Raw genomic sequence first — 18385 nt, 5'->3', positions numbered from 1 at the left:
AATTAAACATTACTAAACACAGACTTAATTTTGTGGCCATCCTTCCGTTTGTTGTAATACATAACCTCTTATCGCGTACTCGTTTATCTGGTTAATACCCACAGGAGTAAGATAAGGATTCACATTCGGAAGATTCAGGAATGGCAGGCGAGGTTTATTGTTTTGATTTTTGTAGAAGCCTACCATGGCTGCTCCATTGGTTCCGTTATACACGATCTCATTACCGTTGAGATCTACCACCGAAAGAATATTCACATTCTTCGCAGCCAACTCACCCGGAAGTTGAGCCGGGAAATTAACCCATCCTCCGGACAACAGGTCCGTGTTCAATGTATTGTCCATATATTCCAACTTAGTCCAGCGCTTCAAGTCTTCCAGACGGAAGGTTTCGAAGGCAAATTCCATACGTCTTTCTCTACGGATTTCCCATATAAGTGCCGGAACGTCGGGATCTCTGCTAGGATCTACAGGCAATGCAGACAGGTTCATAGGTGCTGTCTTCTGCACACCGCGGGAAACAGCCTCTTGTGCTAAAGGACGGTTTCTGATTTTATTTATCGTCTTGTCGATGTCATCTTGGGATACTGCCGGACCGCCTATTGTTGCCAATTCTGCTTTAGCTTCTATATAGTTGAGCAACACTTCAGCATAGCGGATAATAGGAGCATCCGTCTCATTTTTATCGCCTGTAAAGTCGGAAGGCATCGCTCCCCCATCTACTTTCACCAGCATTTCAACTTCACGTGGAATGAATTTATTTACATAATATAATGATCCTCTATTTAGCAATTCCGGCTTGCTATAAAATGTTGCCTCAAATCTGGAATCTCTGGTTTTGATCATATTTTCCAGGTCGAAATTATTGGCACCAGCCATGGAGCTAGCTTCCCATGGTTGACCGTCGTTTAAGAGATATGCTTTCAAAAGGTCTGAAGTAGGGCCGTTGTTTGTAGACTCCTGAAGGTTGCCATAAGAAGCTATTGCATGCGTCACACCCACCGCCGCATCATAGTTGCGAAAGAATACCATATCCTTGTTACCCTTGAGCTCTTTGGAAGTAAACAGCGAACGGTAGTCAGTCACAATATCATACCTATTGCTGTTCATCACATAGGTGGCTGCTTCTACTGCCAATTCCAAAAACTTCTGAGCTCTTGAATTATTTTTATAGTAATATTTCTGCCATGTTCCTTCATAGAGGGCCAATCGCGAAATAAAGGCCGCGACGACATATCGGTTCACATATTGATCGCCATCATCTGTTCGCACGTTGGTCATAGCAAAACGCCAATCTTCATAAACGGCATCCATCACCGTATTGCGCGGATCTCTAGGCTTATATAACTCGTCATAGTCGGTATCCCCTACTTCCCTATCGATGTACGGCACATCACCGTAGGTACGCACCAATCTAGCATATTCCATAGCTCTGAAAAACTTAGCTATACCTAACCAATGGTTTTTGGCCTCATTGGTCAATACGGACCCCATTCTTTCTTCAATACGGTTTACCATAATGTTCAGCGACCGTATAGTCGAATACGACCAGATCGAGCTTGTAGGAACCGCTCTGGTAAAGTTCGGTTGGTTACCCAATACCACGTAGTCGTCGTGATTGACATAACCTACCAAAGGGGCACCATCCGTAGAATACCCACTGCCATAGCCCACAAAAAAAGAAGGATAATATTTATTGGCATACAGACGCAGCTTCTCTTCGCTTGTCCATGCTGTCTCGTCATTCTCTGATGTCAAAGGTGGCCTATCCAGAAATTTCTCGCAAGAAGAAAATCCTAAAGCCAGACAGATCAACAATATTTTTGATGTAAGTTTCATATTATTCAACGCATTAAATTATAAACCAATTTGTAATCCAAATGATGCTGACTTGAACGTAGGATTACCTGTTCCTGTTCTTCCAAGGTTATAGTTTCCATTCGTCAGAAGAGGACTGTATCCGGAAATTGCTTCAGGATCAATAGGTAGGCCTCTCAGATTATCAAACGTGAAAAAGTTTTCCAAGGTGACATAGAGACGTGCTCGGTTCAACTTTACTTTGTTTAACAGAGAAGGGTTGAAGTTATATCCTAAGGTTATGTTTTTAATCCTTAGATAGGACATATCGAGCATATATCTCGACTGCACGCGCATTACGAAACCTTCGTTCGCGCCGTTGAAGTTCCACGCTCTAGGATAGAAAGCATCTGTACGGTCTTCTCTCCAATAATTTTTGGCGATTGCGGAAGGCATACCTCCTTCTTTCGAATAGTATCCCGGAATAGCGAGCTGTCCCGCCCCCCAGATGCTGCGTTTCCCTACACCTTGCAGAAATACCGAGAGGTCGAAGCCTTTAAATTCTCCCCCAAAGCGGAACCCGAAATCGTAGCGAGGAGTAATGTTACCTACCACTACTCTGTCTCCCGGATTTCCGTTGGTTCCATTTCCGGCATCGATGTAGCCATCACCGTTGACATCAACAAATTTTACGTCTCCAGGACTGATCAATAGGGTTTGGTTACCATCTTCAAAATAGGTCTGATATACAGGATTTGGTCCTGCCAATACGTTGGTACGCTTACTTGTTCCGTTGTAGATGATGTCTGTCTGAACAAAGTTGCCATCTGCATCGTACACAAAATCTTCTTTCTGGAACAGGCGGTCAGTCACAAAACCATACACATCACCATACCTTCTTCCTGTGGAGAACGTAGTACTCAACGATCTGTTTTCCCAAGGGGTTTTCCAGTCTGCTCCTTTTGTGGTGAAGGTTACCGCATCTGCAATATTGGCATTAGCAAACAACGTCAATCCGTTTTGGAACTTATGACTGAAATCAAGGGCTAACTCCCATCCTCGGGTCCTCAGGTTACCATAGTTTCCAGAAGGGGAAGATGCACCGAACGTTGCCGGTACCACATCTCCTGCTACGATCATATTTTTTGTATAGCGCTGGAACCATTCGGCGGTAAAACCTAACTTATTATTAAAGAATCTTAGGTCCGCTCCGATATTTAAGTGTTCGATATCCTGCCAAGTGATATTAGCAGATACGGCTCCCGGGGTTCCTAGCTGGAAGAACTGCTCTCCCGAAGAATTCAGCCATGTATTTTTGGCAATAGACATCTGAGGTAGGTACAAGGAGTTCGACACGGACTGGTCACCGATAGATCCCCAAGACGCACGGAATTTAGCAAAGGACAGCACCGGATTCAATGCCTCCATAAATTTCTCGTTGGATATCACCCATCCTCCGGATAGGGAAGGATACCATCTCCATTTCAAATGCGAAGGAAACTTGGATGTAGCATCTCTACGGAGACTGGCTTCAAAAAGATATTTATCACTGAATGAATAATTGATACGCCCGAAGAACCCCACCTGCGATTCCCAGTTTGTTCCTCCTCCAGAAGTTTCGGTTCCTGTGGCAAAGTTAAACTGTGGATTATCGTTATTGATAAGGTTAGTACGTTTTGAATAATGATTCAACCAGCTATAAGCCACCAAGTTTGTTCCCAACAAGAATTTAAATTCATGTTTATCCAACGAAAGATTATAGTTGGTAGTAGCATTAAACGTATGTCTTTTTTCTCTGTAGCTGCTTTGATAAAAGTAGGTATTCGCTTTTGTGGTGTGGTCTGTCATCGGAAACTGGTAGGCCAGCATACCTCCATTGTCCGTTGGATTTCCTTCCTCGTCGACATAGACATTCTGACCATTCTCGTCTTTCAACACTTCTACCCCATACCAGTGTGTCTTTGCACGGACATAAGGGACAGAAGAAGTTTCCATTCGGTTGTCTGTCTGATAGGAATAATCTCCTACTATATTCCAGTTTTTGGTAATATTAAGAGTTGACCCGATATTAAGATTAATATATCTATTGTTGTTGATTTCGTCATTTGACATTCTTGCCGAAAATGCGGGATCGATGATGTCGACACCATTTTCTTGCACACCGATAGGGAATAGACGACTCCAACGATACAGATAGAGCCAAGGGTCGGCGACAAATCCGTCAGCATTCAAGGAGTTAGGATTGCGTTTTGTTCCGTCCGCATAGCGTGCTGATCCGCGCAGTGAAATGATGTCATTCACCTTGGTGTTGATATTCAAGGTAGGCGTAAAGCGCTTATAGTCATCATGACGAGCAGGCTTCATCATACCTTCTTGCCCCAAATAACCCACACTTAAATTATAGGAGGTGTTTCCTGTCTTACCGTTGAGGCTTACATTATGTATTTGCGAATAAGCGAATTTTTTGATCATGGCCGACACAGGATCGTAAAGTCTGTAACCGAATTTCTGAGATCCATCCCAGTACCAGTCTCTGCCGTACACTACAGGATCGTTAGGGCCGACCTTGTCCCCATATTTCTGTTGCCATTCACGGATTTTTTCTAGGCTGGCTCTATCCACACGCCAGAATCCACCAGCGGGCCCGGTCTGCTTCATATTTTCATGAGCATCTACCGTATATTCCAGTCCTTCGATGCCGGCAAGTTGTATATCCGTAAAAGGAGTCTGCCAGATGAAATTATTGGAATAGACTACCTCTGACTTTTCACTTTTGGCGCCCTGTTTTGTCGTGATCAAGATAACGCCAAAGGCAGCTTTAGATCCATAGATTGCACTGGAAGCTGCATCTTTAAGTACCGTAATAGATTCTATATCATTGGGATTTATATATTGAATGCTAGGCACTTCGACATTATCTACCAAGATTAGCGGGTTATTTGAACCGTTTACGGAGCCCACCTGTCCACGGATTTTCAATATAGGATCGGAGCCGACCTCTCCCGAGGGAACCTGAATGGTCAATCCGGGAACAGCGCCCTGCAGACCTCTTCCCACATCCGGAATAGGTCTATTACCGAAAGTTTTTTCAACGTCTACTGATGTTACTGCTCCGGTGAGATGCCCCTTTTTCTGGGAGCCATATCCCACGACAACCACCTGCTCCAAGGTATTGTCTTGTGTAATCAACACCACATTCAGCGTTTGATTGGCACCCACTCGTATGTCCTGGGTGACATATCCCACCGATGAAAAGCGTAAGGTAGAACCTTGAGGCGCATTGATGGAATATCGTCCCTGAGCATCAGTAACAGCTATAGTGGAGGTTCCAACAACCTGGATTGTCACACCTGCCAACGGACCGTTATTGTCGGAAACCACCCCCTGTATGGTGTTCTGGACAATACCTCTGCTCGAATAAACAGATTTGCCATAAGAGTAGCCTTCCGAACTCCTATCCTTAGCAAAAGAATAGTGATTCAGAGCTACCCCGCAAGCTACGGTAAATAATAAATATTTCCTCATACTTAGCATATTGAATTAGATTTATAAATGTTGTAAGGTTAGTTTCAATAAACACTAGGAATCGGCTAATAAATTAATTACAGATTAGTAATATTTAAGTTTATTAATATTACTCGGAACGGCAGATATAGTAATACTTGGTTATCTGGTTAGTTAAGCTCTACAATCCATGCTCCTCCCGCAGGCCGCCATCAATCGTATAGAACCTAAAAAGTTTGATTTTTTGCGTCTTTTTTGTTGAAAAACGCACAAACACTCACCAATTTAATCAAATAAATCTTAATCGAAAAATAATTTTTCAAAAAAATTAATTACTCAGCGTTCATATTGCGTGATAATTAAGAAAGACGTAAAAAAACGCACAAAACGATAAAACGATTTAACAAGCTCATAAAAAAAGGGATGACACTAGTCACCCCTTTTTTTATAGGTATTCAAAGCAGGCCTATTTTATTATTCGGCTAAGGTCTTCGATAAGTTCTCTTGGTGTCTTATATCCTACAATTCGGCCAAGTTCCTTTCCGGAAGCATCCACCACCTTGGTAGGATAAGCATTGATTTTATATTTTTTGCTTATCTGTACGCCTTCACCTTTTTCCGCATTAATTTTCACTGACACAAACTTTGGATTCATAAACTCTCCAACAACTTGTGTGGGAAAGACTTCTGCAGACATGACCTTACATGGACCACACCAATCCGTATAAAAGTCTATGAACACCAACTTGTTGTCTTTCGAAGCTTTCAGCAGAGTCTGCTGATAGTCCAGATTTTCAAATTGAACGCCATTTTTGAACTCAAACTTCTCGTAAGCGTCCAGCATAGGACGAATGATTTTCTGATTATCTTCGGACAGCTCTTTAATGTTCTGTCTCAAAATACGCTTCTGCACAGCATTAATGCTTTCTGCATCGGCTTCTTTACGGGCAAACATATTAGCCATTAGGATAAACTTGTCGCTCGCCGTAAGGTTTGCGAACTCTTCTTCTGCCACTAGCAGTGCCTGTTCTTTATTATCGAACTTAAACCTCGCATCGGCAATTTTTACTAATGCCTCTATATTTTTCTGTTCTATCAATTTCGAGTCGACCAAATACTGTTTGAGAAAAGCATAATGCTGCTCATGGTTCAGGGCCTTGTTGGCCTTATTCCCATTGGCGAAGGCCAAAAGTTCTACCCTTCCTAAACGCATGAGGTAGCTTTGCACTTTTTCTTTTCCTAAAGTCCGCTCAAACGAGACCTGATGCTGAAGCAGGTACTTGATGCGCGGATGCGTAAACTTAGGTGTATATTGTGAAAAGACAAACCAATTGTCAGCACTATGCTTCTCCTCTTCGGAGAGTGCATTAAAATATTCGTGAAGGGCCAGCTCAGCCTCTCTGTCCTTACCTTCCTTACGTAGCAAAACTAAATAGTCCTGCATAAGCTGGGGCGACCTTTCTCCCGCAGCATATCGAGAAGCCACACTAACATCCGAACGTGAGGTATCGAGATGTTTGGCTATGAGCTCCTTAAACTCTGTTGGTGATTTTTTGCCGATAAAGCGAAAAGCCTCCTTGCGGTCTTGTTGCAGCACGACGAAGGTTGGATAGCTTCTCACAGCATATTGTTTGGCCAACTCAACTCCGTAATTTTTCTCCGCATTGACTTTAAGGAAAACAAACTTTTGGTTCATGAGGTTCTTTATGTCGTCTAATGAGAAAACCTCCTTGTCCATCAGCTTGCAAGGTACACACCAGTCGGCATAGAAGTCCAAGAAAATGAGTTTGTTCTGTTGACCGGCTTCACTTACCGCAGCGAGAAACTCTTTCTCAGAGATTATCTCCCGTTGGGCAAAAAGTCCTACAACATGAAGTTGTAGGACTAATAGGGTTAAAATTCTTTTCATATCAGTCTCTTTCTTTTATTGTGTGCTGTTTCTCCACGTCATGCTTTTTACTTTTAGCAATCCTTCCCATTTCACGTCGGCCACTTTGGTCATCACAAGGTTGTTAGGATTTGTGCCTGTGATATATTTCTGAATAGTTCCTTTAGTCTGTGGATTATAAGTAGCCACATACAGCTGGCTACCATTTCCTTGCTGTATATCACAATTGATCATGGTAATTTCATCCTCAAAATCTTCTATGAGATAAAGCTTTTCCAATCCCAAATTGTAGTCATAACCATACAGCTTGCTTCCCACCGCGTAGAACAGAATCTTCTGTGTAGAAGAGAAAGCAAATAAGCTGGCTTTATCGATATCCTTTGCCACATCTGTAATCCTGTAATAGGCCAATTTTGTAGGCAGAGTAATGCCGGTAAGCTTAAGTTCAGGCATTTCACTATCATAGACAATATCCACATCATACCATCTACTGATCTGGCTCATAACATACTGTATAGCGGTTTCTGCGAAATAGAAAAGATTATTTCTCCATGACAGATTCATATCTATATTGGCAGGGCTAACCATTATGCTATCCTGACCCATTACACTCTGCTGTGAAGGACGTAACAACACCTCCTTATCTTTGGCTCTCACCTTCACACTACCTTCCACCAAGGTCGCAACGATGGCCTTTGTCTCTGCATAAGCATTAACATTAAAGGTTGTCCCATACACGAGCACCTCCTACGAAATATTTCTGTTGCGCGCCACCACAATAAAGGCTTTATCGGGATTTTTCTTCACCGCGAAGAAAGCCTCCCCTTCCAGAAGCACCTTTCACTCCTGACTCGCAAATACCGAAGGGAATTCTAACTTGGAGCTGGAATTCAAATCTACCGTACCTCCGTCAGGAAGTGTTATTTTATAACTGCTACCGCGAGGGGTGATGATGCTGTTGATGATATGTTTGGCTTTTGGGGTCAGTGCTGACGAACGAAAGCTGAACACTATATTTCCGGCATCTTTCTTCTCGATGAGAATACCGTTGATCGTTTTAGACTCACCGATCTTAAGATCTTCCAAACTCAGCTTAATATCTTCCGATACGAAGAGGGCTTTATCTTTAGCGGGGAGTGGCTCTCTTCCATTTTTATCATCCGCTATGACATAAGACTCTGAATAGATCTTCTGCTTGTCACCCTGCACTGCAGCAACCTCTTCAGCTTGATTAGATGTTCTGAAGAGATAAACATACAATACGACAGACAGCATCATGATAAAGGCGGCAGCCACCGCCATCCAAGCTTTATACTTAAAACGTGGTCTAATAGGCACAACCGAAACTGGAGCTGCCTGCACAATGGTATCAAATATGGCTTCCTTAGACTGTTCATCCATATCCAGCAGCTCTATATTTCGGGTGAATAAGCCCTCAATCTTCTGGTCAAAAATCTGCTGATAGCGATCATCCGACAAATAATAATATAGCTCCGCCCTTTCAACCTCGTTGATTGAATCACTAAGACATTTTTCGATTAATATGGAAATACGTTCTACTACTTTATCGTCAAGCATAAAATATAATATTAGTCCGGCTATATTATTGAGCTACAATATGTGCTTTTATATTCCAAGACAATTGAAAAATAGAAATGGGGGTATGGGGTTAAAGATTTTTTGAAAAGAAAAACAAGAGCAAGACAAAAGGAAGGTCTTTGAGCTGCTGCTGACAGTAGGTACGTACGCTTTTCATCACTCTTTCGAGGTTTGATTTCACTGTTTCGGGCGAAACATTCAGTCCTTTTGCCACTTCTTCCCTCTTCAGAAACTGTTGTTTGGACAGAATGAATGCCTGTCGCTGTTTTTCCGGCAGCCTGTTTATCGCATCATTCAATATCTGTTGAAATTCCTTTTCGTGCGTATGATAATCCGCTTCCGGAAAAAAACTCATCAATGCTGTCTTGGCCTCTTCCTAGGCATAGACCTTGTAATATTCGGCCTTCTTCATCATGTTGAGGATAACATTTTTCGCTATGCGGTGCAGCCAAGCTTCAACATTCTCTATGGTAGGTAAGGATTCCTTGTTTATCCATACTTTCAGGAAAGTATCTTGCACCACATCTTCTGCCAAGGTTTTCTCTCCTAACAATTTGAGAGCAACCGTATAAATTTTAGGCCTATATCTATCATAGAAACGCCTAAAACTGGCCTCATCCGATGCTACAATTCCTGAAATAACATCTTTCATGTTTCTTTCGTAGAATCCCCAAGATTTATATCGGCCGTAAAGCTACAAAATAACACAGGGCTTCTTGCTACCATTTTACAAATTGATAATCAAATATTTGCAAATACAAACAAAAAAGGAGATGACATATACATGCCATCTCCTTTAATTTGCTGAGCGAGGAAAATTAATTCCAATACTTAGTTTGAGTTAATTTGTAACCTCTTTGCTCGTATTCATTGATTTGTGCCAAACCAACTGGAGCTAAATAATTGCGCTCACTAAATTGGTTACGGTTTTTAGCATTCTGAATAAATAAGAATCCAACAAGTTGATCGGCATTGGTGCCGTCATAAGTGACAACATTACCTGCTGCATTCAACACTTTGGTTACCCCTTTATACTTATCGGCCAACAGACCTTTAGCATCTTGAGGTACATTTACCCATGCACCTAAGAAATAATCTTGCTTTCTGGAGAAGTCCATGTATTCCAATTTTTTCCAGCGTCTGATGTCTTGCAGGCGTGAGAATTCGAATACAAACTCCATACGGCGCTCACGACGGATTTCCCACATCAACGGAGAAACGTCAGCATCGCGATTAGGGTCGTTTGGATATTGATCAAGGATTAAAGGAGCTGTCTTTTTCACTCCTTTTTGAATTGCTATAGGGTCCAGCGGTCTGTTGCGGATAGCGTTGATAGATTTATCCAAATCTTGCTGTGTTACAGGAGCACCGCCGAAAGACTCTGCCAAAATCTGTTTAGCCTCTATCCAGTTTAACACTACCTCTGCCAAGCGAATTACAGCAGCATCAGACGTGTTGGTGTTGGAAGCCCATTTTGAGTAGTCCGGATGAGAAGTAGACAGCTTGTAGCCATCTCTAGCTACAAATTTGTTTCCGTATACCAATGAAGAAGCAATAGTTTCATAATCTGTAGAGAACGAAGCTTCAAAACGAGGGTCTCTAGATTTTGCTAAGTCTTCCAGACGGAAGCTGTTGGCTCCATCTACTGAAGAGTTAGAGTACACCTCTCCATCGTTACAGATATACGATTTCAAGAAGTCTAAGTTTACAGCCTGATTTTGTGCTTCTAATCCGTTTTGGTATGACGCGATGGCGTGTGTTACCCCCAAGGTATTGTCGTAGGCACGGTAAAGGATAACCTCCTTGTTTGCTGCCAAATCCTGCGAAGCAAATAAGCTCTTGTAATCGCTATCGAAAGAGTATTTGCCGGAATTCATCACGATCTCAGCTGCTTCTACGGCAAACTCAAGGTATTTCTTAGCACGATCTTGGTCAAGACCATGATATTTTTGCCAAGAACCTTCAAACAACATCAATCTGGAGATGAAAGCTGCCGCAACGTATTTGTCTAGGTTTTGCAGCCCGTCGTTGGTACGGATATTTGCTAAAGTATATTTGAAATCATCATACACTTTATCCATTACCAAACCTCTGTCGTCACGGTCTTTGTATTGGGTGTCGAAGTCGTTCTCCGCTACAACGCCGTCAAAATAAGGCACGTCGCCAAACACGGACACTAATCTCGCGTACTCAAATCCTCTGAAGAAACGAGCCACAGCCGACCAGTGTTTGTATGCTTCGGTTGTAACTTTTGACTTACTGATATTTTCTACACGGTCGATAAAAATATTGGACTTACGAACCCACGAGAAGTTCCATGTAGGACCACCATATTGTGCAATCCACGAACCGGATTCCGATGTCGAATATCGGGACGAAGGAACCGCATTTTCAAAGCTTGACTGCGCAGCGTTTATGGTAAGGTCGTCCGAAAATGTATATCCTCGAACAGGAGTATAGTCAGTAGTCCAAGAACTGTTATATCCATTGAAATATTGAGTATAGAAACCTTTAGCAAATAATCTTAACTGTGTTTCATCTTGCCAATATTCATCATCAAAATAGGATGTCAAAGGTCCTCTATCTAACACATCTTTGTTACAGCTAGCAAACAGTAACGATGCACCAAAAAGTAGAGTTAATGCTTTATTATTGAATTTCATACGCTTTAGAAAGTTAATTGAACACCAAATGATGCTGATTTAAATGTTGGAGTACCAACACCGGTACGGCCACTGTTATAATTTGATTCATTGAACATCGAGAATCCCGATACTTCTTCCGGATCTATAGGCAAGCCGTTCAACTTATCCCAAGTCAGGAAGTTTTCAAGAGCCACATACACGCGTAAGTTCGATACTTTAACTTGATTCAAAATGTGTTTAGGAATGCTGTAACCTAAAGTGACATTTTTCAATCTCAAGTAAGACATATCCAACAGATAGCGTGTTTGGATCTGCATGTTGTTCACGTTGTCCGAACCACCATTGTTGTATGCAGCAGGATAGAACGCTCCTGTGTTTGTTGGTGTCCAATAGTTGTCTGAGATAGCAGCAGGCATAGCACCGTCCGAAGCATTGAAACCTGCTTGGGCCAAGAAACCTGTACCCCATACTTCACGTTTACCTACCCCTTGGAAGAAGGCAGCAAAGTCAAAACCTTTGTAATCAGCACCTAGACGGAAACCGTATTCAAAACGTGGAGTAGAGTTACCGATAATCTTCAAGTCACCGTGATCTTCAACAGTTTGTTTACCATTGTTGATTTCTCCGTCACCATTGAGGTCTTTGAACTTAACGTCTCCAGGGCCGAAGTAGAATGTCGAAGAGTTTTGCAAGAAGGCTTGGTACACGCCGTTAGGGTCTTTCAGTTTGTAAGCCTGTTTACCGGCATATAAAGAGGTTTCATTCGCTGTTAAGGTAATCAATTGCGGTTTACCGTTAGCATCTAACTCAAAGTCATCGAATTGGTACAGACGGTCTGTCTCATAACCCCAGATTTCACCGTATGTTTTGCCCACGTACCAGTCGTTGATAGAACGTGTGTTGCCGTATTTGGTGATTGTCGAAACAGCGTCAGATACGTTAGCACGTACACTTAATCCTAAACCGTTTTCAAATTTATGGTTGTAGTCTACCGCAAATTCCCAACCTCTAGTACGCAACGAACCGTAGTTACCTTTAGACGCTCCGGCACCGAAAGTTGGAGCCACATCCGCCGCAGGAACGATCATGTTACGTGTGTCGCGCTGATACCAGTCAAACACGAATCCCAAACGGTTTTTCAAGAATCTAGCGTCCACACCGATGTTTGTAGTTACGATATCTTGCCATGTGATATATGGAGATACGGCATTAGGTGTAGTCGTATAGTAATCTCTTGATTTATCGGCATTGATCCATGTCGATTGAGCGCTGTTAAGAAGAGACAGATAAAGGTTATTCGGAACAGATTGGTCTCCGATCATACCCCAAGAACCTCTGATCTTCAACTGATTCGTGAAGTCTGAAGCCCACTCCATAAATGGCTCTTCGGAAACTACCCATCCTGCAGAGAATGAAGGGAACCATCGCCACTGAAGGTCGCCAGGGAATTTGGAAGATCCGTCATATCTCAAGTTAGCTTCCGCCAAATACTTGTTACGGAAAGCGTAGTTCACACGACCGAAATAACCCAATTGAGCTTCCCAAAGTTTTTCGCCACCACCAGTAGTATTTCCGGTAGCTAAAGGAAGTTGTGGGTTATAGATATTACCTAAACCTGTAATCTGCGTCCAATTGGACTCGATTACATCTGCGACACGGTTTACCCCTACCATGAATTTTAAATCATGGCCACCATCCAATGCCATATTGTATGTTGTATAAGCGTTGATAGTGTGTCTTAGGAAGTTTTGAGCCGAGCGATATACGTGGTCGGGGTTGGCTCCCGTTCCGGTATATGTATAGTAGTTCAACTCATATTTAGGCATTGCTCCAGGAGTTGAAGGATCCACCACCTCACCTTCAGCATTTACATAAATCTGACTTCCGTCAGGATTCAACGAAGGAACAGCATTTGACCATGAATCCCCAGCAGTGAATTTCGTTCCCGGTCTGTTCCAGTTTTGTTCTTGGTTAGACAAGGTGTAGTCAAACTCCACTCTCCAGTTGTCCGTCAATTTAACTGTTGTACCTAAATTGATGTTGATGTAATTTCTAAGGATTGAACCTGTGTTAGCTGCGGCTGTTTCGTACTCTACACTACGGATTGGTCTTCCATTGTCATCTACACCCATTGGGTATAAAGAACTCCATCTATAAAGATACAACCATGGGTCTGCTGTCGTAGAGTTTGTAGCATAAGGGTATTGCTTGTTGGTACGGGAGAAAATTGCGCCAGCACGTGCAGTAACATATTTGTTTACTTCTGTAGACAAACGCAAAGATGCATTATATCTTGAGAACTCATCTTTCTTGGCAGATTTCATCATTCCCGCCTGATCCAACAATCCCAAACCTATGTTATAGTTTGTTTTGGCCGACTTTCCTGAAATGGACAGGTTATGTTGTTGGGTTGGAGCCCATTCGCGGATGATATAGTCGTACGGGTTATAGGTACGCACGCCGTATTTGCGGTTGTTTACAGCGTCCCAGTACCAGTCACGACCATAAACCGTAGGGTCGTTAGGACCTATCTTACCGCCATATTTCTCTGCCCATTCTACAGCTTTCTGGTAACTTTCCTCATCCACTTTATAGAAAGCACCTGTCACGTTACTTCCTACACGCTGTGCAGCATCCAAAGAATAACGCAGAGCGCTTAGAGTTCCCATTTCATACTTTTTGAATGGGTTTTGGAAGGAGAAGTTGTTTGAATAGTTTACGTTAGTTTTTTCATCTTTAGCTCCCTGTTTTGTTGTGATCAACACCACACCAAAGGCAGCTTTAGAACCGTAAATCGACGACGCTGCAGCATCTTTCAATACAGTGATACTTTCGATGTCATCAGGGTTTACCACGTTGATACTTGGAATTTCAACGTTGTCCAACAAAATCAAAGGATTGTTGTTTCCTGACAACGAACCGATCTGACCACGGATTTTGATTTTAGGGTCAGAGCCCACCTCACCACTAGGAATAGTGATGCTCAAGCCCGGAGTAGTACCTTGCAATGCACGACCAGCATCCGCGATAGGACGGCCTTCCATCGTTTCTTTGATGTTTACCGAAGATACAGCTCCCGTAAGGTTAGCTTTCTTCTGTGTACCATAACCCACCACAACCACTTCTTCCAAAGTGTTGTCTTCCAGCTGCAAGGTAACATTGATTTCGTTCGACGCCACTTTAACATCTTGCGACTGGTATCCAATGCTTGAAAATCTCAATGTAGCTCCTAAAGGTGCATTGATTTTAAATTTACCATTCGCATCTGTAATAGCTGAACCAGGAACGCCTACCACAGATACGGTCACTCCTTCAAGAGGACCATTAGCATCAGATACCGTACCCTGTACAGTATGTTGCACCAACCTACTGCTAGAATAAGCTGTTGCGGCATGTAGATTCGACGTATTAGCAACTTTAGCATGCGATGCTTCCGTCGTAAAAGTCAAACCCAATGCAATAGAGAATAGTAGTGTGTTTCTCATTTGTAGCATATTAAATAAACCGATTTTTCTCTTTAATAAATAAAAAAGCCTACCTACCTATTCTGCATAAATAGGCAAGCTTTTCTCATTAAGTGTGTGTGCTTTATTAAGGTAGATTATTCAAAATCCTTGTACAACAAATATTTCTTACGCATCTGTTTATAGGCTTTTAGATCTTCAGCCCATGAAGCACGGATCTCTTCCTCATTTTTTCCTGCGATAATCTGCTTTCTAAGTTCGTCCGTGCCGGCAAGCTTATCGAAGAATTCTGCGCGAGAGAAGAATTTCGTTTTATCTGGCATCTTGTTGTAGAAATACAAGATATATTTGAGTGTGAATTGTTGCTTGTTTGGATCCAGATTACGAAGATCTAAGCCGTAAAGTGTTTTTCCTTTTCCTTCCACATGCTTCACCATACCTGCTTTCTCTCCCGGAGTATAAGAGAAGTCACCGTATATAGGGTCATCATGTCCTACTACTTGGAATGGCCAGTCGGTACCTCGTCCCACCGAGATTTCTGTTCCTTCAAATAAACACAAAGAAGCATATAAGCGTACTGACAAGTGATTTGGCAAGCTAGGAGACGGAATCACTGGCAACTCATACATAGTTTTGTGATCCCAGTTTTTCACAGGAATAACTGTCAACTTACATTGGCGGCCCTGTTCCAACCATTTCTCACCGTTGATCATCTGAGCCAGCTCTCCTACCGTAAGACCATGAACCATGGCAATTTTATGGAAAGAAACATTCGACTTAAACTTGTCGTCTTTGCGAACAGGTCCATCTACTTGGTCTCCACAAGGATTGGGTCTATCCAATACAATCAGTTCTTTCCCATGCTTAGCACAAAGCTCCATCACACGATGCAAAGAAGTGATATAAGTATAGAAACGAGCCCCCACATCCTGAAGGTCGAAAATCATAATGTCGATAGAATTCACTATAGAATCCTGCTTCTCATTACCACCATAAAGCGAGTATAGTGGCAAGCCGGTCTTCTCATCGTATTCATTACTTACCTTCTCCCCCCGCTCTACATCACCTCTGAAACCATGCTCCGGCGCAAAAGCGAACCTTAAATCTATACCCTCACGCAGCAACACATCTACCAAGTGTTCTTTGTTGTCACCGACAATACTGGTTTGGTTTCCCATCAGACCTACACGCTTACCCTTAAGTAGCGGCAGATATGACGAAACCTGATCTGCACCGGTAATTACTTTATTGCTTTCAGAAGAATAAGCTGTCGTGGCCGACTTAGACTTGTTTTCTGTTGACTTACAACAAATACAAGAGGTCAACACACATAAAAGAGCTGTAGATAGTAGTATTAAGGTTCTGTTCATATTTAATTGCAACTAATCGCGATTAATCCATAATTTGATTATCAGAGGATAAAAATACGATAAAAAACGCATAAAAAAGCAAGTTTTACTTTTATTTTCTTCGTTATAAAGCACTGATAACGACAAAAAACGCACAAAACCGACAGTTGCAAAAACAACAAATTATGTCTTTTCTCAATAAGTATATCCTAAAAAACACTCATAAATTGAGGTTTTACCTTATGACCCACTACTACTTAGTGTAAAAACAACACTTTTATGCAACATTTATGTTACAATAACACAAACACAAAAATAGCCTTTCAGTTTGAAAGGCTATTTTTGCTAGAAGTATAATAAAATTATTCGTTAGTATCCCACCACACAGGGAACGACCAAATGTCGTCGCTCAATGCGTTTGGATGAGACGCAGCCACATTAGCAGAATTGTAGTTGATTTCGTGCGAAACCTGACGAACTCTTCTGAAATATTTACCTAGAGGGATTTTGATTTGGGCTGCCGCTGTATTTAGATATTCATATGGTACGGCCCAACCTTGGTATACCTCTGGGCTATAGTCGTATCTACGCATATCGTTCCAGTTTTGTTGCGAGTACGCCATAGCAATATATTTCTGTGTCATGATTTTCTTCAACGTAATGTCGCTAGCAGTACCAATACCGTTAGTGATGAAAGCATCAATTTTATCTTGGGTCATTGGCGATTTACTAGGGTTCACATTGCCGTAAGTCGCCAATTTTGAGTTCATCAAATTGATATTGGCTAGGACACCTTCCTTATATGCATTGAAAGCACCAGCTTTATCCCCTCTTTTAAACAACACCTCAGCTTTGATAAAACACATTTCTGCATAAGTCAACAAATATGTTGGTGCATCCGGACGGGAGTAGAATGTTCCTGTTGCTCCTACAGTACCATCTCTGAACGTATAGATATCCGATACATCGCCATTATATCCTATAGAGCTGCTCTTCAAAGATACATACACTGTATCTCCCCATCTTGCCGGATCGGAAGACGATACATACCACGAATGTGCTGAAATCACACGCGTGTTGTTATTAATTCGGATGGTATCGTCTTTTGGGTTATATTCAGCACGCACAGGACCTTTTCCAGAAAAACGGATAGGCGAAGTCATATCGACCCCTTGTGAACGCACAAACTCTTTTGGTGTACCAAACTGTGCCCATGGGATCAATTTATCTGCACGAGGGTCTTCCACACCACGACCATCAAAGTTGGTCAAGATATCCACAAACCACTTAGTTACGCGGAAGTTTTCATTCATCGCAATGTTGTTGAATACGATGGAAGTCTTCAAAGGATCTGAGAATAAAACGTCTCCCGAATTCTCTTTTACATCCTCGTGGTTGATTACGGTTCCTTCAGCGTTTGACAAAGGAGCTTTGCTCAATGCATCCAAGATAGCGTCTGGATTGTAAAGAGATGATTTTTTCGACAAGTTATTCAGCCATCTAGCCTTTAATCCATAGCAAAGCTTTATCCATTTGTTCACGTCTCCGTTGTTCCAACTATCACCGGCGCTCAAAGGAGTGGCTGTAGCCGGCTGAGTCATCTTGAAGTATTCGATGGCTTCATCGATTTCTTTCAGACAGCCTTCAAAGATGGTTTTACCGTCGTCAAACTTAGGAGTAACGGCGGCCCCTAAAGCCTCGGTATATGGCATTTCGCCGTACCAGTCGGTCATCAACATGAAGCCCATCGCACGGATGGCTTTTGCCGCACCGATATAGTGATAAGCTTGCTCAGCTTCCGCTTTGTCGATCAAATCTTGAATGTTGGCTGCGGAACCTACAAAGAAAAACTGATAAGGGGTAGTAGACATACCGGCAATAGGGTTCCATCCTGCTGCTTCACTCTGCTGAGAACCTACCACTATAGAAAGAATTTGCTGTGTGATCAATGACGCACGTACCCCTGCTGTACCTTGTGCATAAAGGAAATAATGCTGTACCCATGGAAGACGCGTACGAACGGCCGCAGTAGTGTTGGATGGGGTGTTAGGGTCAATATTGACATCCAGCCAACTTTTCTTACATCCTACAATCACAGTAGAAAGCAGGAAGGCTAATAATATATATCTTAACTTATTCATT

The 18385-nt window shown here is 42.3% G+C and carries 11 protein-coding genes; all 11 read right to left on the bottom strand.

What is annotated here, in order from left to right; translation table 11 throughout:
• Positions 1-24 precede the first annotated feature (24 nt).
• Entirely contained in the window at positions 25-1836 is a 1812-nt protein-coding gene (locus ABD873_RS06730) for a RagB/SusD family nutrient uptake outer membrane protein (protein WP_345066365.1), read from the bottom strand.
• Positions 1837-1854: 18 nt separating this feature from the next.
• On the bottom strand, positions 1855-5319 hold the full coding sequence (locus ABD873_RS06725; RefSeq protein WP_345066362.1) for a SusC/RagA family TonB-linked outer membrane protein: 3465 nt from the start codon (positions 5317-5319) through the stop codon (positions 1855-1857).
• Between the two features lie 445 nt (positions 5320-5764).
• Positions 5765-7207, bottom strand: a complete 1443-nt coding sequence (locus tag ABD873_RS06720; protein ID WP_345066359.1) for a thioredoxin domain-containing protein — start codon at positions 7205-7207, stop codon at positions 5765-5767.
• A gap of 15 nt (positions 7208-7222) precedes the next feature.
• Entirely contained in the window at positions 7223-7924 is a 702-nt protein-coding gene (locus ABD873_RS06715; RefSeq protein WP_345066356.1) for a FecR family protein, read from the bottom strand.
• 102 nt (positions 7925-8026) lie between these two features.
• On the bottom strand, positions 8027-8764 hold the full coding sequence (locus tag ABD873_RS06710) for a hypothetical protein (RefSeq protein ID WP_345066353.1): 738 nt from the start codon (positions 8762-8764) through the stop codon (positions 8027-8029).
• A gap of 91 nt (positions 8765-8855) precedes the next feature.
• A complete protein-coding gene (locus ABD873_RS06705; RefSeq protein WP_345066350.1) occupies positions 8856-9140 on the bottom strand; it encodes an RNA polymerase sigma factor in 285 nt (94 codons plus the stop codon).
• 21 nt (positions 9141-9161) lie between these two features.
• Positions 9162-9437: an RNA polymerase sigma factor gene (locus ABD873_RS06700; protein ID WP_345066347.1), complete on the bottom strand. Its 276-nt coding sequence runs from the start codon at positions 9435-9437 to the stop codon at positions 9162-9164.
• Positions 9438-9603: 166 nt separating this feature from the next.
• Positions 9604-11448 carry a RagB/SusD family nutrient uptake outer membrane protein gene (locus tag ABD873_RS06695; protein ID WP_345066344.1) on the bottom strand — a complete coding sequence of 615 codons (1845 nt, stop codon included), beginning with the start codon at positions 11446-11448 and terminating at the stop codon, positions 9604-9606.
• Between the two features lie 5 nt (positions 11449-11453).
• On the bottom strand, positions 11454-14915 hold the full coding sequence (locus ABD873_RS06690; RefSeq protein WP_345066341.1) for a SusC/RagA family TonB-linked outer membrane protein: 3462 nt from the start codon (positions 14913-14915) through the stop codon (positions 11454-11456).
• A gap of 116 nt (positions 14916-15031) precedes the next feature.
• Positions 15032-16264 (bottom strand): exo-beta-N-acetylmuramidase NamZ family protein, encoded by a 1233-nt coding sequence (locus ABD873_RS06685; protein ID WP_039054022.1) that lies wholly within the window; start codon positions 16262-16264, stop codon positions 15032-15034.
• 341 nt (positions 16265-16605) lie between these two features.
• Entirely contained in the window at positions 16606-18384 is a 1779-nt protein-coding gene (locus tag ABD873_RS06680; protein WP_345066336.1) for a SusD/RagB family nutrient-binding outer membrane lipoprotein, read from the bottom strand.
• Between the last annotated feature and the right edge of the window lies 1 nt (position 18385).

It is taken from the genome of Sphingobacterium thermophilum (genome assembly GCF_039541675.1).
Lineage (GTDB): Bacteria > Bacteroidota > Bacteroidia > Sphingobacteriales > Sphingobacteriaceae > Sphingobacterium > Sphingobacterium thermophilum.
Note: the sequence above shows the minus strand (reverse complement) of the source record. Positions and strands in the feature narration are given on the sequence as shown.